Consider the following 20,793-nt stretch of genomic DNA (forward strand, 5'->3'; position numbering starts at 1 on the left):
CAGAGGTATCTATGATTCTGACCCTGTTCATTGTGCTGTTCGCCCTCGTCTGCGTGGGGCTGATTTTCTTCGTGTTGTTGCAGGTGCCCAAGCAGGCTGGTCTGTCGGCTAGCATGGCGTCCGGCGGTTCTCTGCTGGGCGGCCGTGGCGTCGAGGGTGGCCTGATCCGCATCACCAGTGTGCTCGGCGGTTTCTTTATGCTGCTCGCCCTGCTGATCAATCTCGTCTCCCGCTGAGTGGACGTTGAAAGGCGCGACCCGGACAGGGTCGCGCCTCGTTCATGTCAGTGGGACGTGTTGTGTAAAATTCCACAATGGTGCGGGGCTTCGCGGCTATACACCCTGATGCGAATCCACAACAGATGCCGGGCCCACACTGGGACGATGACGGCTGAAACCGCAATCGTCAGGTCGGTCCTTGACCGCACCTGCATAGGCCAATATATTTAGCTCGCTGGAAAACGAAATCTCCACCCAAGATACCCGGCTGCGCGCCGGCTCTTGCCGTATTTCCTTTCACGCACCCTGGAGGACCCCCATGAAAAAAGCACTGACCCTCGCCCTGGCCCTGACGCTGGGCACCGCCGCCGCCCAGAGCGCCTTTGTCTGGCCCGCTGCCTGGACCGCTGAACAGAACACCGCCAACAAGCGCGGTGGCGAACTGCGCCTGTCGGCCATCAGCGACTTCAAGACCATGAACCCCTTCACCAGCGCGGAAGCGGACAGCATCCCCGACCGCATGGAAACCGGCGCCGGCCTGTTCACGCAGGACCCCCGCAACGACGAGTTCATTCCTTACATGGCCGCCGGCGCGCCCGTGGTCAGCAACAACAACAAGCGCTTCGTGGTCAAGATCCGCCAGGGCATGAAGTTCAGTGACGGCCAGGCCATCACCGCGGACGACTGGGTCAGCACCTGGCGCATCCACACCGACGACAAGGTCGGCAGCAACAGCTACGACACCTTCTTCCTGGTCGGCAAGCCCATCACGGTCAAGAAGATCGACAACTACACCCTGCAGTTCGACTTCCCTCAGCCCAGCGCCAGCGCCCTGAGCCTCATGAGCTACACTCCCTGGCCTGACCACGTGTTCGGCAAGGCCTACCGCGAAGGCGGCGCCGACGCGATCAAGAAGATGTGGGGCCTGGGTACCGCGCCCAGCCAGATCGTCAGCCCCGGCATGTGGGTCGTCGAGTCCTACCGCGCCGGCGAGCGCACCGTGTTCAAGAAGAACCCCAACTGGGGCGACTGGAACAAGGACAGCCGCGGCCAGGAACTGCCCTACCTGAGCAACATGTCCGTGCGCATCGTTGCCGATGCCAATGCGTCCCTCGCTGCCTTCCTGGCCGGCCAGATCGACACCGTCGGCATGCGCAACGCCGACGACCTGGCCCAGACCAAGAAGGCCATTGACTCTGGCAGCCTCAAGGCCTTCCTGAAGGCCAACGTCAGCCCCCAGGCCACCAGCCAGTGGATCACCTTCAACTGGAACAAGGCTGGCGACCCCGCCAAGCAGAAGCTCTTCCGTGACGTGCGCTTCCGCCGCGCCATGAGCCACATCGCCAACCGTCAGGCCATGGTGCAGCTCGCCCTGGGCGGCCTGGGCAGCGAGACGTACTTCAGCGTCTACCCCATCTTCAAGAACCAGATTGACGCAGGCCTCGCCGCTGGTGCACCCCAGTACAAGTACGACCTGGCGCAGGCCAGCAAGCTGCTCGCGCAGATCGGCTACACCAAGAAGAACGCCCAGGGCTACCTGGTCGACAAGAGCGGCAAGGTACTGGAATTCACCCTGAGCACCAACGCGGGCAACACCGTCCGTGAGCAGCTCGGCCGCATCTTCGCCGACGAGGCCAAGAAGGTCGGTGTGAAGGTCAACTTCACCCCCATCGACTTCAACACCCTGGTCGGCCAGCTGACCGCCAAGGGTGAGAACCGTCCCTTCGACGCCATCCTGCTGGGCCTGTCCGGCGGCAGCAACATCTGGAGCTTCGGCAGCAACGTCGTGCCCTGCGGCACCAACCTGCACTCCTACAACAACCCCACCGACGGCAAGTGCGCCACCAGCCAGGAACAGCTGATGACCAAGCTGTACTACCAAGGCGACAGCGAACTGAACGACGCCAAGCGCCGCGCCATCGGCAGCCAGCTGATGAAGGCCGAAGGCGAACTGCAGCCCGTCATCTACCTCGTGGGTGGCAACTACCATGTGGCCTTCAACGAGCGTCTGGGCGGCGAATTCACGGCCAACATGATGGATGCCTACTACGGCCACCGCCTGCAGGCCCTGACCTTCATCAAGTAATCGAGTAGAGCAGCACGCTGCTCCCACGGGGGGTGGTCCGCCCGCGCGGACTGCCCCCCACACCCATGACGCCCCACGGAGTGTCCGCATGATCCCATTCCTCCTGCGCCGACTGGTGCAGTCCATCCCCACCCTGTTCCTGGCCAGCCTGCTGATCTTCTTCGTGATTCAGCTGGCGCCGGGCGACTTCCTGACCCCGGCCAAACTCAACCCGAACATCAGCCCCGAGGCGCTGGCGGCGCTGGAACGCAACTTCGGACTGGACCGTCATCCTATCGAGCAGTACCTGCTCTGGATGAAGAACATGATCTTCAACCTCGATCTGGGTCTGTCATTCTCGTACCAGCAGCCCGTGCTGGACGTGATCAAGCCGCGCATCGCCAACTCCATGTACCTCGTGTTGCTCTCGACCATCCTGTTCTATGCGATTGCCATCCCCATCGGCGTGTTCGGGGCCGTGCGGCAGAACTCCCTGGGCGACAAGACCATCAACGTCATCCTGTACTTCCTGCTGGGTTTCCCCAGCTTCTTTCTGGCACTGATCGTCATCTACTTCATCCTGCAGATCCGTGCCGGTACGGGCCTGGACATTCCCATCAACGGCATGACCAGCAACGGCTTTGACAGCATGAATGCCGGGCAGAAGATGCTGGACATTGCCAAGCACATCCTGATTCCCGCGATCATCCTGGCCGTCAGCGACGCCGCCGGACTGACCCGCGTCATCCGCGGCCAGATGCTGGAAGTCATGCGCTCGGACTACATCCGCACCGCGCGCGCCAAGGGCGTCAGCGAACGCACCGCCATCTGGAAGCACACCTTCCGTAATGCCATCCTGCCCATCGTGGCCGGTATCGGTGGCCTGCTGCCCGGTGCGGTCGCCGGCGCCGGATTCATCGAGGTCGTGTTCGCCTATCCAGGCATCACGCCCATGATCCTTGACGCCGTGAACTCGCAGGACCTGTACCTGATTGCCGGATTCACGGTGATCACCACCGTCCTCCTCGTGATCGGCAACGCCCTGAGCGACATTCTCCTCGCGGTCGTAGACCCGCGCATCAAGGTCGGCTGACATGACCACCACCGCACCCACCACCACCCGCAAGAACGACAAGGCCCTCGGTCAGTCGCAGTTCTCCGTCGCCTGGCAGCAGTTCCGGAAGAACCGCCTGGCGCAGGCCGGTGGCCTGATGCTGATCCTGCTGTACGTCATGGCGATCTTCGCGCCGTTCATCGCACCCGACGCACTCTCGTCGTACTCCACCAGCAACATCACGCGCTTCCACCCGCCCACCCCGATCGAGTTCCGTGACCCCGACACGGGCGCCTTCACCCGTCCCTACGTGTTCAAATACACCCAGCAGCTGAACATGGAGTCGTTCGTCAACGAGTTCAAACCCAGTGAGGAGCGCTGCCCCATCTACTTTGGGGTTCGCGGCGCCAGCTACAAGATCCTGGGCCTGATCCCCGGCAATCTGCACCTCTTCGGAACGGCCAAGGAAGACTGCAGCGTGTACCTCTTCGGCGGCGAGGACCTGGGACGCGACCTCTTCACCCGCACCATGTACGCCTCGCAGATCAGCCTGACCATCGGCTTCGGCGCGGTGCTCGTGACCACCCTGATCGGCCTGATGATGGGTGCGATGTCCGCTTACTTCGGCGGCATTGTCGACACGTTGATCATGCGACTGGTCGAAGTGATCGCCGCCATTCCGTACCTGTTCCTCCTGCTCCTGCTGCGCAGCGTCTTCCCCAAGGACATCAACCCGATCCTGGCGCTGTACGTGATCCTCGGCATTCTGGCGTTCATCGGCTGGGGCGGCCTGGCCCGCGTCACCCGCGGTCAGCTGCTCAGCGTGCGCGAACAGGACTTCGTGTCCGCCGCCAAGAGCCTCGGCGCCAGCGACCAGCGCATCATGTGGCGCCACATGCTGCCCACCCTGACCACCTACGTGATCGTCACGACCAGCCTCGCCATCCCCAGCTTCATCCTGCTGGAATCTGGCCTGAGCTTCCTGGGTATCGGCGCGGTCGAGCCGTACGCCTCGTGGGGCAGCCTGCTGAAAGCCGCGCAGGACGGCGGCCTGAGCAGCCTGAACACCCGCCCCTGGGTGCTGATCCCTGGCTTCTTCATCGTGTTCACCGTCATGTGCTTCCAGCTGCTCGGCGACGGGCTGCGCGACGCCTTCGACCCGCGCAAACGCTCCTGAACCCGGCCCGGTGGGCCCGGCCGGCCAAATGGGCCGCGCCCACTGTGACGAAACGCCCTAGAATCCCGAACGGTTGTATGATGCACAACGTGTTGAAAACGGAGGAACAATGACCCACCAGGGTGAAGTCCTGTTGGCCGTGAACGGCCTGAAAACTTACTTCAGTACCGATGACGGTGTCGTGAAGAGCGTGGACGGCGTGACCTTCCACATCAAAAAAGGCGAGACCCTCGCCGTCGTGGGCGAATCCGGCTCCGGCAAGAGCGTCACCAGCCTGTCGGTCATGCGCCTGATCCCCACCCCCCCCGGCAAGATCGTCGAAGGGGACATCCTCTTCACCGGCAAAGACGGCGTCCAGCGCGACATCGTCAAGCTGAGCGAAGCAGAGATGCGCAAGATCCGCGGGAACGACATCTCCATGATCTTCCAGGAACCCATGACCAGCCTGAACCCCGTCTATACCGTCGGGGACCAGATCGCGGAAGCCGTCATGCTGCACCAGGGCAAGAACAAGAAAGAAGCCATGGGCGTCGCCACCGACATGCTGCGCTTCGTGGGCATCCCCGCCCCCGAAAAACGCGTCAACGAGTACCCGCACCAGATGTCCGGTGGGATGCGCCAGCGCGTCATGATCGCCATGGCCCTGAGCTGCAAACCCGCCCTGCTGATCGCCGACGAGCCCACCACCGCGCTCGACGTGACCATCCAGGCACAGATTCTCGACCTGATGCGCAACCTGCAGAAGGAAGTCGGGATGAGCATCCTGTTCATCACGCACAACCTTGGCGTGGTTGCCGAGATGGCTGACCGCGTCGTCGTGATGTACGGCGGCCGCGTCGTCGAGGAAGGGGACGTCATCGACATCTTCCAGGCGCCCCGTCACCCCTACACCATTGGACTGCTGAACAGCATCCCCCGACCCGGCGAGTACGAGCACGTGCCCGGTCAGCCCAAGGGCCGCCTGGAAGCCATTCCCGGCAACGTGCCCAACCCCCTGAACCTGCCGCCCGGCTGCGCCTTCGAGCCCCGCTGCAAGTTCGCCATTCCCGACTGCTCGAAAGCCGTTCCTGCCCTGGAAGACACCGGGCAGGGCCACATGTCCCGCTGCATCCGCTGGCGCGAACTCGCGCAGGCGCAGCGCGAGGTGACCGCATGACCGCCGTAGAAACCCGCCGCAGCATGCCCGCCACCGGCGACACGCTGCTGGACGTCCAGAACCTCGAAAAGTACTTCCCCATCCGCGGCGGACTGCTGTCCCGCGTCGTTGGGAACGTCAAGGCCGTCAACGACGTGTCCTTCAAGATCGGGCGCGGCGAAGTGGTCGGCCTGGTGGGCGAGTCCGGCTCTGGCAAGACCACCGCCGGGCGCGCCATCCTGCGCCTCATCGAACCTACCGGCGGACAGGTCCTCTTCAACGGCACCGACATCACCAAGCTGTCCAAGGGGCAGATGCGTGACTACCGCCGCGAGATGCAGATCATCTTCCAGGATCCCTTCGCGAGCCTGAACCCCCGCATGACAGTGTCCGACATCATCGGCGAGGCCATGCAGATCCACAACCTGCACCCCGGCAAGCAGCGCATCGACCGCATCGCCGAACTCCTGCAGAAGGTCGGCCTGCGCCCCGAACACATGCGCCGCTACCCGCACGAGTTCAGCGGCGGACAGCGCCAGCGCATCGGCATCGCCCGCGCCCTCGCCGTGGACCCCGCGTTCATCGTCGCCGACGAGCCCGTCTCCGCGCTCGACGTGTCGATCCAGGCGCAGGTCGTGAATCTGCTGCAGGACCTGCAGGAAGAACTGGGCCTGACCGTGCTGTTCATCGCGCACGACCTTGCCGTCGTCGAGTACATCTGCGACCGCATCATCGTGATGTACCTGGGCCGCGTCATGGAAATCGCGCCCAGCCGCGAACTGAACCGCAACCCCAAACACCCCTACACCGAAGCGCTCCTCTCGGCTGCGCCCGTGCCCGACCCGACCGTCAAGCGCCAGCGCATCATTCTGGAAGGCGACATTCCCAGCCCGATCAACCCGCCGTCGGGGTGCGTGTTCCGCACCCGCTGCCGCTACGCGATCGCCGACTGCGCGAACATCGTCCCCGAACTGCGCGAAGTCGCCCCCGGCCACTTCAAAGCCTGCATCCGCGACGACATCCTGTAAGCCGTCCGGCCAGCATGAACAGCCCGCCACCCCGACCCCGGGGCGGCGGGTTTTCTGTCGCGTTCCTGACCGGCCCTCTCACATCTCATATTGAGCGGCGAGTCACCATTCAGACATGAAAAACGCGCTCCACACCGCCCTCGCCGCCACACTCGCCCTCGGAAGCGCCAGCGCCGCCGACCTGCGCATCTACCCCAGCTTCAGTGAGGTGCGTGAACCCGTCACCGCCGACACGAACACCCTCCGCCTGAACCTGCCCCTCGACACCTGGCAGAACATCCTCAGCGGCAGCCTCGACCTCGAAGGCCTGAGCTTCACGCAGGCCATCCAGAAACAGGAAGCCAACTGGCTCACCAGCCTCGAAGGCCAGACCATCTACCTGCGCCGAGACGGCAAAACAGAACCCGTCACCCTCATCCGCGCCCGCGACCTCCTCGTCAAGGACGCCCAGGGCCGCTACTTCACCGCCCGCTACGAAGACCTCCAGTTCGACGTCGCGCCCCCCGCCAACCCCCAGGCCCCCACCCAGAGCGTCACCTACACCCTCGCGCAACCCGGCAAGGGCACCCTCAGCTACCTCACCCGCGCCGTCACCTGGACACCCCGCTACACCCTGAAAGCCAGCAGCGGCGGCGCGCAACTGAGCGCCCTCGCCGACATCCGCAACACCACCGAACAGGCCTACGACGTCCGCACCACCGAACTGTACGCTGGGGACGTCAACATCCAGAACCAGCAGGAAGCCGCCTACATGATGCGCGGCGCCATGATGGACGCCGTACCCAGCGCCGCCCCCGCCCCCAAAATCGAAAGCCAGGGCGAACTCCGCGGCCTGTACCGCTACGCCCTCACCACCCCCTTCCAACTTCCCGCCAACAGCGTCACCACCCTCCCCTTCATCACCCCCAAACTCAGCACCTTCGAACGCTACGCCGGCCTCCAGACCTACTTCGACCCCAGCCCCCGCGAAGGCAACCTGAACCGCTCCTACCGCCTCAAAGCCGACCAGCGCCTCCCCGCCGGACCCATCACCGTCCGTGAAGACGGCCGCATCGTCGGCCAGACCAGCATCCCCGACACCCGCCAGGGCGGCACCGTCGACTTCAGCCTAGGCGAGGACCCCGACCTGAACTACACCCGGACCGTCCAGCAGACCGCCCAGGTTAAGAACGCCCAGGGCAACGTCACCAAGACCACCTACAAGGTCACGTACGCCTTCGAGAGCAGCAAGGACCGCACCGTCCGCGCCGAAATCACCGAACGCATCGGCGGCCGCATCATCACCATCGACACCATGGCCCCCGTCAAAAACCAGGGCGCCGCGAACCTGCGCGTCGACGTGCCCGCCAAGGGCAAGGTCAGCAAGAGCTTCACGGTCGTCATCGACAACAGCTGAAGTCTCGGCAGGGTTCGGGCCTCTCGGGATGTTCTGAGGGGCTCGTTTCGTTGGTGGCCCCACCCCCCAGCCCCCTACCCCAGAGGGGCAGGGGGAGCGGCGTTGCACTGGGCAAGAGTTTTTATTCGTGCGGCGTGTTCGTGTCGGGCGGTGACGGGTCTGGCTTCGACGCCATCCTGCCGCCCCCTCGCAGGCCCGCGCGCTGCGCGCACGACGGCCGGTGGTTGTCTGCGGTCAGTAGGTGGGTGGGACGTTTCGCTCCGCTGATCGACTTTCTTTATGCCTTGCTCCTCCCCCTTCAGGGGGGAGGCCGGGTGGGGGTGGTTCAAAACTCACAGCCCACAGTCCACTCGTTCAGAGGATGCCGCCCAGGTACTCAAGCACGTTTACCTTCACGGGCATGAAGTACGCGTGCTGCTGTCGGTCGCGGGCGAAGGTCAGGAGGTCACGGGCGAACGTGCGGTTGCAGTCCAGCGTGGGCGTAAACGTGCGGGGGAAGACCGCGTGGTTGCGGGCGCGCCAGTAGTTGAAGCTGGCTTCCGTGAGAATGCTCGTCGCGCCCCACCACACGTCCGTGCCGTCCGGGAGGAGGTCCGCCCAGGTGTCCAGCAGGCGCAGGTCGAAGAACGGCTGCGTGAAGAACCCGGCGGCGCCCGCGTCGAGCTTCCGCTCCAGGTAATCCCGCTCGCGCACGAACGACTGCCGGTACGGGTCTAGGCCCGCGTACACGCGTAGGTGCGGCGCGTCGCGGTTCAGGCGGCGGATCAGGTCCACGGCGTCCTGGTCGTACACCTTCGCGCTCATGTCGATCGGGGCGTCCCCGGTCACGACGAGCACCTCGCGGATGCCGTGCTCCTCCAGCATGGGCAGGAACGGCAGTGGCTCACGCGGGTTGAAGTCCACGGCGCGCAGGTGCGGAATCGCCGCGAAGCCCGGCCGGGCAAAGCCACACCCCACCCAGGACCTTAGCGAGTACCGCGTCAGGTCCGGCACGTTCACCGTATCCACGCCACTCAGCGCACCCGCCACCTCCGCGATCTCCGCGCGCAGACCAGAACGGGACCGGGGCACCAACTCGACAGAGACGCGGGTCACTGGCCGCCTCCGGCGGCGGTCGATGGTTGAAGGTTGATGGTTGACGGGTTCCGACCATCACGTATCAACTGCCCACTGTCGACACCCGCCGGGTCATACGCGAGGATCGGTCCCAGCCAGCGTTCCGTTTCCTCAATGCTCTGGCCCTTGCGGCGGGCGTAATCCAGGGTCTGGTCGCGGCCGATGCGGCCCACGGCGAGGTAACGCGCTTCCGGGTGAGCGAAGTACAGCCCGGACACGGCGGCGGCGGGCGTCATGGCGCACGACTCGGTCAGGCGCAGGCCGACCTCCCCGGCGTTCAGGAGGGTGAACAGCGTGCGTTTCTCGGTGTGGTCAGGTTGCGCGGGGTAGCCGGGCGCGGGGCGGATGCCCTGGTAGCGTTCGCGGATCAGGTCGTCGTTGCCCAGCGTTTCCTCGGGCGCGTAGCCCCAGTGCCGCACGCGGACGTCCCGGTGGAGTTTCTCCGCGAAGCCCTCGGCCAGCCGGTCCGCGATCGCCTTGACCAGAATGGCGTTGTAATCGTCGTGCTGCGCCTCGAACGCGGCCGCGAGTTCCTCCGCGCCGTGAATCGCCACCGCGAACGCCCCGATGTGATCGCCATCCGGCAGGATGAAGTCCGCCAGCGCCGCGTTCGGCGTGGTCTGGTCGCGCTGCTGACGCAGAGTGTGGAGGCGGGTTGATGGTTGATGGTTGATGGTTGACGGGGTCTGGTCGTTTCCATCAGCCAACAACCTGTCACTATCAACCACGATGTCGTCTCCGTCGCGCCGGGCGGGCCACAGGCCGATCACGCCGCGTGCGGTCAGGAGGTTCTCGTCGATGGCGCGCTGGAGGAGGGCCTGCGCGTCGGCGAACAGTTTGCGGGCTTCCTCGCCGCGCAGGGGGTCGGTGAGGATGTTCGGGTAGATGCCCTTCATCTCCCACGCGATGAAGAACGGCGTCCAGTCGATGAAGTCCAGCAGCTCCGCGATGGGTTGCTCGATGATCTGACGGCCCGGTTCGCGCGGGGCGGGCGCGGGGGTGGGGGAGACCTGGGGTGCGCGGGCGCGGGCGTCCTCGATAGGGATCAGGCGCACTTGCCGTCCGCCGTGCCGTTCGCGCAGGGCGTCGTATTCCTCGCGCACGCGGTCCTGCACGCCTGCCGGGTCGGCCAGCAGGTCGGCGGTGGTTGTCACGGCGCGGCTGGCGTCCAGCACGTGCACCACGGGGCCGGGGTAGGCGGGGTCGATCTTCACGGCGGTGTGCGCGCGGCTGGTGGTCGCCCCGCCGATCAGGAGGGGCAGGTTCAGGCCGCGGCGGGTCATCTCGCGGGCCACGGTGACCATCTCGTCCAGGCTGGGGGTGATCAGGCCGCTCAGGCCGATGACGTCCGCGCCGATCCGCTCGGCCTCGTCGAGGATCTTCTCGGTGGGGACCATCACGCCCAGGTCGGTCACCTGATACCCGTTGCAGGCCAGGACCACGCCGACGATGTTCTTGCCGATGTCGTGCACGTCGCCCTTCACGGTCGCCAGCAGCACCTTGCCCTTGCCCCCGGCCTCCTGCTTCTCGGCTTCCATGTAAGGCGTGAGGTACGCCACGGCGCGTTTCATCACGCGGGCGGACTTCACGACCTGTGGCAGGAACATCTTCCCGGCCCCGAACAGGTCGCCCACGACGTTCATGCCGTCCATGAGTGGCCCCTCGATGACCTTCAGCGGCGAGCCGAGTTCCTGGTACGCCTCCTCGGCGTCCTGATCGACGAAGTCCGCGATGCCCTGCACGAGCGCGTGCTTCAGCCGCTCCTGCACCGGCAGGTCACGCCACGGGCTGCCCGCGCCAACCTCGCGCTTCACGCCCTTGTAGCGGTCCGCCAGTTCGACCAGTCGCTCGGTCGCGTCACTTCGGCGGGCCAGGATCACGTCCTCCACGGCGTCCCGCAGTTCGGGTTCGATGTCCTCGTACACGGCGAGCATCCCGGCGTTCACGATCCCCATGTCCAGTCCCGCGCGGATCGCGTGGTACAGGAACACCGCGTGCATCGCCTCGCGCACGTGGTTGTTCCCCCGGAAGCTGAACGACACGTTGCTGATTCCGCCCGACACCAGCGCGCCGGGCAGGTTGGCCTTGATCCAGCGGGTCGCCTCGATGAAGTCGATGGCGTAGCGGTCGTGTTCCTCGATCCCGGTCGCGACCGTCAGCACGTTCGGGTCGAAGATGATGTCCTGCGCCGGGAAGCCCACCTCCCCGGTCAGCAGGCGGTAGGCGCGGGAGGTGATCTCGATGCGCCGCGCGAGGTTGTCCGCCTGCCCCTGCTCGTCGAAGGCCATCACGACCGCCGCCGCCCCGTAGCGGCGCAGCCGGCGGGCGCGTTCCAGGAATTTCGCCTCGCCGTCCTTCAGACTGATCGAGTTCACGACTGCCTTGCCCTGCACGCGCTTGAGACCCGCCTCCAGGATCTCCCACTTGCTGCTGTCCAGCATCAGCGGCACGCGGCTGATGTCCGGCTCTCCGGCCAGCAGGTTCAGGAACTTCACCATGGCCGCCTCGCCGTCGAGCATGCCCTCGTCGAAGTTCACGTCCACGATCTGCGCGCCGTTCTCGACCTGCTGCCGCGCGATCTTCAGGCCCGCGTCGAAATCCCCGGCCAGGATCGCCTTGGCGAACTTGGGGCTGCCGGTCACGTTCGTGCGCTCGCCGACGTTCACGAAGTTCAGTTCCGGCGTGACGTTCAGCGGTTCCAGGCCACTGAGGCGCAGCACGGCGGGCTGTGCGGGCGCGGTGCGAGGTGTGATCTCGCTTACCGCGTCGGCAATCGCGCGGATGTGCTCGGGCGTGGTGCCGCAGCAGCCCCCCACGATGTTCACGAGGCCCTCGCGGGCGAAGTCGGCCAGCACGCTCGCCGTGTGCTCCGGCGTCTCGTCGTACTCCCCGAACGCATTCGGGAGGCCCGCGTTCGGGTGCACCGACACCAGCGCGTCCGTGTTCGCGGCGATCTCGCGCAGGTGCGGACGCAGCAGGTCCGCGCCCAGCGCACAGTTTAGACCCAGGCTGAACAGGTTCGCGTGACCCGTGCTGATCGCGAAGGCTTCCGGCGTCTGCCCGCTCAAGGTGCGTCCGGACGCGTCCGTGATCGTGCCCGAGAGCATGACCGGCAGGGTCTTCCCGGTACGCGCGAAGGCCTCCTCGCAGGCGAACAGCGCGGCCTTGGCGTTCAGGGTGTCGAAGACCGTCTCCAGCAGCAGCAGGTCAGCGCCGCCCTCGATCAGTCCCTCAGCCGCCTCGGTGTACGCGGCCACCAGATCGTCATACGTGACGTTGCGGAACTCCGGGCGTTCCACATCCGGCGAGAGGGTCGCCGTGCGGTTCGTCGGGCCGATGCTCCCCGCCACCCAGCGCGGCTTCCCGTCGCGGGCGGTGAACTCGTCGGCCACCTCGCGCGCCAGCCGGGCGCCCTGCACGTTCATCTCGCGCGCCATGCTCTCGGTGCCGTAATCCGCCTGACTGATCGTCGTGGAATTGAAGGTGTTCGTGCTGGCGATATCCGCCCCCGCCTCGAAGTACGCCCGGTGCACGGCGCGGATCACGTCCGGCTTCGTCAGTTGCAGCAGGTCGAAATTCCCCCGGTACATCCGCAGGGGATCGGCGTCCGGCCAGCGGAAGTCGGCCTCGGTCAGTCCAGCCTGCTGGAGCTGCGTGCCCCACGCTCCGTCCAGAATCAGGATTCTCTTGCGCGCCTCGGCGCGAATGTCCGTGCTCATGGTCCACCCCTGTACTGCACAGGGCCGCCCGGTGGCGGCCATGGAAAGTCCTTGCGCGAGTGCTGCGCCGCTTCTGGGCCATCGTCCCCGCTCGCGCCATCGTCAGCGCACCCACGCGGGTCTTCTCTGAAAGCACCGAGTGCCGCAATGAGGGCCGGTTGCCACGCCATCCCAGGGCAGAAAATTCCCTCCGGCGGTTCTGGATGACCACGCCCGGCAGGCGCGGTTCCCGGCAGGATAGCGCGCCGCGTGAGCCGCCTACCGTGACGTGCATGGACAGGGCCGGACCGCAGCGGTGGGGGAGACCTGCGCCGCCTCTTCACCGAACCTGAATGCTTTACAAAGCAAAGTAAGCCCCTCGACAGTCCGGCTCTGTCACAGCGCCTACGGTGACCCGCATGACCAAGAACATCCTCGTCGTGATGTCCAGCGAAGACCAGCTCCCGCTCAAGGACGGCCAGACCCACGCCACCGGCTTCTACCTCAACGAATTCGGCGTTCCCGCCCACCGCCTCACCCAGGAGGGCTATACGCTGACCATCGCCACGCCCAAGGGGAACCGTCCCCCCATGGACCACGGCAGCGACAGCAAGGACTTCTTCAAGGACGAGGCCGAACACCAGGCGATCAAGGCCTTCGTCGAGCAGACCCTGAGCGGACCCATTCACAAGCTGAGCGACGCCGCCGCGAACCTCGACCAGTTCGACGCGGTGTTCCTGCCCGGCGGGCACGCCCCCATGATCGAACTCATGCGCGACGCCGACCTGGGCAAGGTCCTGCGCCACTTCCACGAGAAGGCCCAGCCCACCGCGCTGATCTGCCACGCACCCGTCGCCCTCCTCGCCGCGCAGCAGGACGCCGCCGCGTACCAGCAGGCCCTCCAGAACGGCGAGACGCCCGCCGCGCAGGACTTCATCTACGACGGGTACAAGGCCACCGTCTTCAGCACCCCCGAGGAACAGGACGCCGAGAAGACCTTCGAGGCCCCCATGCAGTACTACCCCGCCGACGCCCTGCGCGCCGCGGGCATGGACGTGCAGAACGGCGGGAAGTACACCAGCCACGTCGTGCGCGACCGTGAACTCATCACCGGGCAGAACCCCATGAGCGACGAGGAATTCGTCACCGCCCTCCTCGGCGCGCTGAAGGGCGACACGGTGAACGCATGAGCGTCATCGCCGTCCACGCCATCATCACGCCCAAACCCGAGCACGTCGACACCGTCCAGGGCGAGATGCTGAACATGGTCCAGGCCAGCCGTCAGGAGGAAGGCAACCTCCGCTACGACCTGCTGCGCGAGGAGAAAGACGGCACCGTCCGCTTCCACGTGCAGGAACGCTACCGCGATCAGGCCGCCGCGCAGGCCCACCGCGACAGCGAGCACTACCAGGCGTACCGCGCCAAGGCCGGAGACTGGTTCGCCGGAGCCCCCGAGGTCACGGTCCTGAAAGAAATCGACGTCGCCTGACCTGACACACGTACGAGGCCGCCACCGGATCACCTCCGGGAGGCGGCCTCTTCCGTGCGTTCAGCGGGTCGCGGGGACCGCACCGGACTCCAGCGCGGCCAGCAGTGGATTCAGCACGTCCCAGCCCTCCGTCCCGCCGGGCGTGAGGAGGGTCCGCGCCTCGGCCGCCAGGGCGGACGCGACCTCCCGCTCGCCCTGATCGAACGCCAGGGCCGCCTGCTCCGCGACGATCAGGCCCCGGATCGACCCGGCGTTCAGGGTGCGGGCGCTGTCGTCCGCCTCGCGCAGCGCCGCCGACGCTTCGCACCACTGCCCCAGTCGGCGCAGGCACGCCCCGACCTTCCACAGGCTCAGCACCCGCCCGCGCGACAGCGTGCCCGCCGGGAGCACCTCCACGGACTGACCGTACGCCCTGGCCGCCTGCGCGTACTCGCCGGACCGGTACGCGCCGTACCCCAGCCAGTACAGGACGTTCGACGCCCGCACCGGCATTTGCTCGCGCGTCAGGGTCAACGCCTCCTGTAGCAGTTCGGCCGACGCGGGCCAGTCCTCCAGGCACGCCAGGGCCGCGCCGCCCTCCAGCAGCAGCGCCGAGTGCAGGTCCGCGTCCAGCGCGGCCCCATGACGGGCCAGGGCCGCGCGGACCTCAGCGACCGCCAGCGGGTACTCGTCGCGTTCCGTGTGCCACTTCGCGCGCCGCGCCGCGAGGTCCGCCCAGCACCCGTGATCGTCCAGCGTCGAGGCCAGCGCGGCCAGTTCCGTCAACTCGTGCTCGCGGGCGGGCTCGTCGTCCAGGTGACGGCACAGCTCACTGCGGGCCACCCGCACCGCGAACGCCTCACGCGGGGGCGGCACGCACGCCAGCGCGCGACCGTACAGCGCGAACGCGTCGGCGTGCGCGAACAGCCCCTCGGCCTCCCGCGCGGCCCGCACCCACAGCGGCCACGCCCGGTCCGGCTGCCCGCCCGCCTCGAAATGCTGCGCGACGGTCCCTGCCGGGGTGCCGTCCGGGGCCAGCGCCGCCAGCTGCCCGTGCAGGTACCCGCGCCGGGCGGACCCCAGGTCCTCCAGCAGCGCCCGCCGGTGCAGGTCGTGCCCGAAGCGGAACCCCGCGCCGTCCGGGGCGACCAGCCGCGCCTGCTGCGCCCGCTCCAGCTCGTCCAGCGCCTCCCCGACCGGCACGCCCACGCACCCCGCCACCAGCGACACCGGGAAGGACTCGCCCCACAGCGACCCCGCCTGCAGCAACTGCCGCGTCACGCGCCCCAGACGCTCCACGCGGCCCCGGATGGCCTGCGTCACCGACGGCGGGACCGGCACCTCGGCGTAATCCACCGTGAACGCATCGAACGGCGTGTGCCAGCGCCCACCCCGCTGCGCAAGCAGACCCCGCTCGCGCAGGTCACGCAGCGTCTCCATCAGGAACAGCGGGTGCCCGGCGGTCGCCTCGAACAACCGCGCGGTGAACAGCGGCGCCTCCCCACCCGCCAGTCCCGCGATCAGCTCGTTCACAGCCTCTCTGGGCAACTCGGTCAACGAGAGGCGCGGCGGGTTCACGCGACCCAGCACCGCCAGCACCTCCGCCCGCTCCTGCAACTCCTCCGGGCGAGCCGACAGCCACACGTGCCGCGCGCCCCGGTGCAGCGCCAGGAACGCCGCCTCCAGCGACCCGGCGTCCAACCAGTGCAGGTCCTCCACCACCACCGCGCGCCCACCCGCCAGGGCCAGCAGCGCCTGCGCCAGCACGTCCAGCATCGCCCCGCGGTCCGTGGACGCCACGCCGCCCGGCGCACTCAGGGCCGCCGCCAGCCCCGGCCGCAGGAACTCCGGGCACCACGGCAGCCCGGCCGTATCCGAGCGGAACGCGTCCAGCAGCGCACCGAACGGCAGCGGCGTCAGCTCCGGCGCGCCCCGCAGGACCAGTGCGTCCCCCGCCGCCTCGCGCAGCAGGCGGGACTTCCCGATGCCCGCCTCGCCCAGCACCAGCATCGTCCGCGCCGAGCGCAGCGCCAGCACCTCCGCCGCGCGGCCCACCAGCGGCACTGCCGGAGGGGCCGCCGGGCGGTCCCGTTCCAGACCCTCGGCCAGCACGCGCGTGGCGGGCAGCGGCTCGGCCCCCAGCTCGTCCCGTAGGCGGCGGCACAGCGAGCGGTACGCGTCCAGCGCGTCCTCACGGCGGCCCATCGCGGCCAGGACCTCCATCTGCGCCCGCACGCTCCGCTCGCGCAGCGGGTCCAGCGTCAGCGCCTGCGCGTGCGCCGCCAGCGCCGCCGCCCACCCGCCCCTCCCCGCCTCGAACGCCGCCAGGGCGTCCAGCGCCCGCAACTGCTCGTCCAGCGCCTGACCCGCCACGCGCTCCTGCCACTCCTCGAACTGCGCTGCGCCCGGCACGCTCAGGTGATCCAGGAACCGCCCCCGCGCGAACCCCGCCGCGCCCGCCACGTCCCCCGAGGCGAGCGCCACCCGCAGCGCCAGGAGGTCCACCTGCACCTCGCCCCGCAGCGCCACCGCGCCTGGCCCGACCTCCAGCCAGTCCGTCAGGCCCGCCGCCTTCAGGCGGTGCAGCTGCACCCGCAGGTTCCGCCGCGCCGCGTCCCCCTCCTGATCGGACCACAGCAGGTCCGCCAGCACCTCGCGCGGCGATTCACCCTCGACCGCCAGGAACATGAGCAGCGCCAGACTCTTGCCCGTGACGTCCAGCGGCGCGCCCAGCACACTGGCGCGGGGCACGCCCAGCGTCCGCAGGACCAGCACTGACCCGGTGTTCATGAGTGGCTTCAGTGTACCGCGCAACGCCCGCGCAACACCCCCACGGTCAGACTGATACGGACTCCGATTGAATGGCTTATAAAGCCGTTCAATCCGAGCGGATGCGAGAAAGAGAGAAACGGGTTCCGGACGTGGAGCCAACAATCCGGTGGAGTTCCGGATTGTTGGCGAAACAAACGGAATCCGTATGATCAGCAAGGAGCCCCCGTGACCCCCCCGAATCCCCCCACCGAGTACCTGATCCGCATCGAACCCCTCGCCCCATCCGCCACCGCACCGTCACGACCGACGGTCCGGCTGGAACCGCAGGGCCGACCCCAGGACGCCCGCACGTTCCATGACGTGGACGAACTGCTGCGCCACCTGTGGCTGCTGTTGGAAGGACGCGGCGTACGCTGAAAGCGTGACAGGACGAGGTCGGGCGCATCATGGCCCGACCTCGTCCTGATCCGAACTTGCTTAGCCGACCGTGCCCTGACGCGCCGCGCGGGCCTTGAGGACCTGCGGCACCACCAGCGCTGCCACCACGATCAGCAGGATGAACGCCGACAGCGGCTGCCGCACGAACACGCTCATGTCCCCGCCGCTCTGCTGCATGGCGGTCCGGAACTGACTCTCCGCGACCGGCCCCAGGATCACGCCGATGATCGCGGGCGTGACCGGGAAGTCGAAGCGGCGCATGCCGTAGCCGATCACGCCGAAGATCGCCAGCAGGAACAGGTCGAACACGCTGTTGTTCAGGGAGTACACGCCGACCGTGCTGAACACCAGAATCCCGGCGTACAGGAACGGCCGGGGAATCAGCAGCAGTTTCGCCCAGACCGGCGCGAGGGGAAGGTTCAGCGCCAGCAGCATGACGTTCCCGATGTACAGACTGGCGATCAGGCCCCACACCAGTTCCGGGCTGGTCACGAACAGCAGCGGCCCGGGTTGCAGGCCGTACTGCTGGAACGCGGCCAGCAGAATCGCGGCGGTCGCGCTGGTCGGCAGGCCCAGCGTCAGCAGCGGCACGAGCACGCCCGCCGCCGAGGCGTTGTTCGCCGCTTCCGGCCCCGCCACGCCCTCGATGGCGCCCTTCCCGAACTCCTCGGGGTGCTTGCTGAGTTTCTTTTCCAGCGTGTACGACAGGAACGTGGGGATCTCCGCGCCGCCCGCCGGGATCGCGCCGAACGGGAAGCCCAGCGCCGTGCCGCGCAGCCACGGTTTCCACGAGCGCCGCCAGTCCTCGCGGTTCATGCTGGCGTTCCCCTCCAGTTTGATCACGCTGGCCTTGTCCTTGCGCAGGCGGCTGGCGACGAACAGCGTCTCGCCGATGGCGAACAGACCGATCACGACCGTCACGAAGTCGATCCCGTCGAGCAGTTCCGGGTAGCCCAGCGTGAAGCGCGCCTGCCCACTCTGGAGGTCCGTGCCGATCAGGCCGATCGCCAGACCCAGGAACAGGCTGATCAGGCCGCGCAGGGGCGACCCGCCGAACGTGGCGCTGATGGTCACGAACGCCAGCATGATCAGCGCGAATTTCGCGCTGGGCGGGATCTGCACCGCGATCTCCGCGATGGCGGGCGCAGCAAACGTCAGGAGGATGGTGCCGATGGTGCCCGCCACGAACGACCCGATCGCGGCGGTCGCCAGCGCGGCGGCGGCGCGGCCCCGTCGGGCCATCTTGTTCCCTTCCAGCGCGGTGATGATGCTGCTCGACTCGCCCGGCGTGTTCAGGAGGATGCTGGTGGTGCTGCCGCCGAACATTCCGCCGTAGTAGATCCCGGCGAACATGATGAACGCACTGACGGGCGGGAGTTTCGCCGTGACGGGCAGCAGCAGCGCGACGGTCAGGGCCGGGCCGATGCCGGGCAGCACGCCGACCAGCGTGCCGAGGGTCACGCCGATCAGCGCCCACAGCAGGTTCAGGGGGGTCAGCGCGGTCTCGAAGCCCGCGAACAGGGACGTGAGGGCGTCCATCACAGCACCCCCTTCAGGATGCCGGGCGGGAGGGTCAGGCCCAGGCCGCGCGTGAACACCACGTACGTGATCAGCGCGACGATCAGCGCGACGCCCGCCAGCAGGGGCAGGCGGCGCTCACCGAACGCGAAGCCCACGCTGAAGTACATGACGGCCGTGCCCACCACGAAACCCAGTGGCACCAGGATCAGCGACCCGATCAGGAAGCCGCCCAGGATCAGGCCCGGCTGACGAAGGTCCGGCTGGGCGTCCGGGTCGCTGTCCTCCTCGGCGGCGGGCTCGGCCCGGTGGCCGCGCAGGGTCGCCACGAGCAGCAGAGCGCCCAGCGCCAGCGTGCCGACGGACACGATCATCGGGAACACGCGCGGCCCCACGAAGGCATTGATGCCGAACGGGATCTTCAGCGTGCCGATCAGGAGCAGCGCCCCGACGATCAGGACGCCTACGGCGACCAGCAGGTCCGGGACGCTCAGCGCGGGCCGCGCGGGCGGGGTGAGGGTGGGGGAGGGGTCAGACATTCACGGTACCTCGGCGGGGTCGGGTGGGGGTGGGGGAACGTGGGGCCGGGCGGCGCGACCTGTGCTCGCGACCGCCCGGATCAGCCCGGATTGCCGGGGTTACTTCACGAGGCCGATGTCTTTCAGGATCTCGCGGGTGCGGCTGGCTTCCAGCTTCAGGAACACGTCGAACTTGCTGCCGCTCATGTACAGGTCCGTCCAGTTGCGGGTCTTCAGGGTGTCCTTCCACTCCTTGCTGGCGTGCAACTTGTCCATGACGGACACCAGCGCGGCCTTCTCGCTGCTGCTCAGGCCGGGGGCGGCCACGATGCCGCGCCAGTTGGCGAGTTCCACGTTGAAGCCCTGGGACTTCATGGTGGGCACCGGAATGCCGGGCTGCGCCTTGGGGGCGCTGATGCCCAGGGCGCGGAGTTTCCCGGCCTTGATCTGCGCCTCGAACTCGCCGTACCCGGCGACGGCGGCCGTCACCTGATTGCCCAGCACCGCGGCGAGGGTCTCACCGCCGCCGCTGAACGGCACGTAGTTCATCTTCTTGGTGTCCACGCCCGCCGCCTTGGCGAGCAGCCCGACGAGCATGTGGTCGGTGCCGCCCGCGCTGCCGCCCGCGAAGGGCAGGTTCGGGTTGGCCTTCCACGCGGTCGCCAGGTCGCCCAGGGTCTTGTAGGGGCTACTGGCGGGCACGACGATGACCTCGTACTCGCCGGTCAGGCGGGCGATCGGGGTGACGCGGCTGAGGTCCACCTTCGAGGAGTTCGTCTGGATCGCGCCGACCATCACGAGTCCCATGGTCATCAGGACGTTCCCGTCGCCCTTGCTGTTGTACAGCTGCGCCAGGCCGATGGTGCCGCCCGCGCCGGGCACGTTGAACACCTGCACGGGCTTGGCGATGCCCTGGTTCTGCAGCACGGTCTGGATGGCGCGGCTCGTCTGGTCCCAGCCGCCGCCGGGGCTGGCGGGAGCCATGATGCGCAGGTTGCTGACGCCCTGGGCGGTGACGGGAGTGGCGAGGGTCAACAGCGCGGACGCGGCCAGGATGGCGGTTTTCTTCATGGGTGTTCCTCCGGTGAGGGGGTGCGTTGTGGTGTCCCCCGTAAAGTACGCCCCCCGGCCCGGCGGAACAAGGTGTTTTTTGCGTGCTGGCCGCGCAATCCGTGCACGCAATGCACGCCCG

General features: G+C 67.6%; 16 protein-coding genes. 10 read left to right on the forward strand and 6 right to left on the reverse strand.

Going from position 1 to position 20,793, the window contains the following annotated elements; translation table 11 throughout:
* The first annotated feature begins 11 nt into the window (after window positions 1-11).
* From secG to IEY69_RS03785, 7 genes are all read left to right on the forward strand, one after another.
* A complete protein-coding gene (gene secG / locus IEY69_RS03755) occupies window positions 12-236 on the forward strand; it encodes a preprotein translocase subunit SecG (protein ID WP_174368719.1) in 225 nt (74 codons plus the stop codon).
* A gap of 301 nt (window positions 237-537) precedes the next feature.
* Complete coding sequence (locus tag IEY69_RS03760; RefSeq protein ID WP_189071770.1) at window positions 538-2,304, forward strand: ABC transporter substrate-binding protein; 1,767 nt, start codon at window positions 538-540, stop codon at window positions 2,302-2,304.
* A gap of 88 nt (window positions 2,305-2,392) precedes the next feature.
* Window positions 2,393-3,376, forward strand: a complete 984-nt coding sequence (locus IEY69_RS03765) for an ABC transporter permease (protein ID WP_189071771.1) — start codon at window positions 2,393-2,395, stop codon at window positions 3,374-3,376.
* A 1-nt stretch (window position 3,377) separates the two neighbouring features.
* Complete coding sequence (locus IEY69_RS03770; protein ID WP_189071772.1) at window positions 3,378-4,514, forward strand: ABC transporter permease; 1,137 nt, start codon at window positions 3,378-3,380, stop codon at window positions 4,512-4,514.
* A 109-nt stretch (window positions 4,515-4,623) separates the two neighbouring features.
* Window positions 4,624-5,670 (forward strand): ABC transporter ATP-binding protein, encoded by a 1,047-nt coding sequence (locus IEY69_RS03775; protein ID WP_189071773.1) that lies wholly within the window; start codon window positions 4,624-4,626, stop codon window positions 5,668-5,670.
* Window positions 5,667-6,677: an ABC transporter ATP-binding protein gene (locus tag IEY69_RS03780; RefSeq protein WP_308425434.1), complete on the forward strand. Its 1,011-nt coding sequence runs from the start codon at window positions 5,667-5,669 to the stop codon at window positions 6,675-6,677. Before IEY69_RS03775 ends, IEY69_RS03780 begins: the two co-directional genes overlap by 4 nt.
* A gap of 115 nt (window positions 6,678-6,792) precedes the next feature.
* Window positions 6,793-8,073, forward strand: coding sequence for a DUF4139 domain-containing protein (locus tag IEY69_RS03785; RefSeq protein ID WP_189071774.1), 1,281 nt, complete (start codon window positions 6,793-6,795; stop codon window positions 8,071-8,073).
* A 354-nt stretch (window positions 8,074-8,427) separates the two neighbouring features.
* On the opposite strand, the gene IEY69_RS03790 is transcribed toward IEY69_RS03785, so the two are convergent.
* Both IEY69_RS03790 and metH read right to left on the reverse strand, forming a co-directional pair.
* Window positions 8,428-9,168 (reverse strand): methylenetetrahydrofolate reductase, encoded by a 741-nt coding sequence (locus tag IEY69_RS03790; protein WP_189071775.1) that lies wholly within the window; start codon window positions 9,166-9,168, stop codon window positions 8,428-8,430.
* Window positions 9,165-12,908: a methionine synthase gene (gene metH, locus IEY69_RS03795; RefSeq protein WP_189071776.1), complete on the reverse strand. Its 3,744-nt coding sequence runs from the start codon at window positions 12,906-12,908 to the stop codon at window positions 9,165-9,167. Before metH ends, IEY69_RS03790 begins: the two co-directional genes overlap by 4 nt.
* Before the next feature lie 398 nt (window positions 12,909-13,306).
* Here metH and IEY69_RS03800 point away from each other — a divergent pair, with 398 nt between their 5' ends.
* Window positions 13,307-14,077 carry a type 1 glutamine amidotransferase domain-containing protein gene (locus IEY69_RS03800; protein WP_189071777.1) on the forward strand — a complete coding sequence of 257 codons (771 nt, stop codon included), beginning with the start codon at window positions 13,307-13,309 and terminating at the stop codon, window positions 14,075-14,077.
* Window positions 14,074-14,376 (forward strand): putative quinol monooxygenase, encoded by a 303-nt coding sequence (locus tag IEY69_RS03805; RefSeq protein WP_189071778.1) that lies wholly within the window; start codon window positions 14,074-14,076, stop codon window positions 14,374-14,376. The genes IEY69_RS03800 and IEY69_RS03805 overlap by 4 nt, the downstream gene beginning before the upstream one ends.
* A gap of 60 nt (window positions 14,377-14,436) precedes the next feature.
* On the opposite strand, the gene IEY69_RS03810 is transcribed toward IEY69_RS03805, so the two are convergent.
* On the reverse strand, window positions 14,437-17,145 hold the full coding sequence (locus IEY69_RS03810; RefSeq protein WP_189071779.1) for an ATP-binding protein: 2,709 nt from the start codon (window positions 17,143-17,145) through the stop codon (window positions 14,437-14,439).
* Between the two features lie 207 nt (window positions 17,146-17,352).
* Between IEY69_RS03810 and IEY69_RS03815 the strand changes: the two genes are divergently transcribed.
* Window positions 17,353-17,544 (forward strand): hypothetical protein, encoded by a 192-nt coding sequence (locus IEY69_RS03815; RefSeq protein ID WP_189071780.1) that lies wholly within the window; start codon window positions 17,353-17,355, stop codon window positions 17,542-17,544.
* 60 nt (window positions 17,545-17,604) lie between these two features.
* Here the strand turns inward: IEY69_RS03815 and IEY69_RS03820 are convergent, their stop codons facing one another.
* The 3 genes from IEY69_RS03820 to IEY69_RS03830 all read right to left on the reverse strand — a co-directional run bounded on the left by IEY69_RS03820 (window position 17,605) and on the right by IEY69_RS03830 (window position 20,672).
* Window positions 17,605-19,104 (reverse strand): tripartite tricarboxylate transporter permease, encoded by a 1,500-nt coding sequence (locus IEY69_RS03820; RefSeq protein ID WP_189071781.1) that lies wholly within the window; start codon window positions 19,102-19,104, stop codon window positions 17,605-17,607.
* Window positions 19,104-19,622, reverse strand: a complete 519-nt coding sequence (locus IEY69_RS03825) for a tripartite tricarboxylate transporter TctB family protein (protein WP_189071782.1) — start codon at window positions 19,620-19,622, stop codon at window positions 19,104-19,106. Before IEY69_RS03825 ends, IEY69_RS03820 begins: the two co-directional genes overlap by 1 nt.
* A gap of 99 nt (window positions 19,623-19,721) precedes the next feature.
* On the reverse strand, window positions 19,722-20,672 hold the full coding sequence (locus IEY69_RS03830) for a Bug family tripartite tricarboxylate transporter substrate binding protein (RefSeq protein ID WP_189071783.1): 951 nt from the start codon (window positions 20,670-20,672) through the stop codon (window positions 19,722-19,724).
* Window positions 20,673-20,793 lie beyond the last annotated feature (121 nt).

Origin of the sequence: Deinococcus sedimenti (assembly GCF_014648135.1) — a bacterium.
Taxonomy (GTDB): Bacteria; Deinococcota; Deinococci; order Deinococcales; family Deinococcaceae; genus Deinococcus; species Deinococcus sedimenti.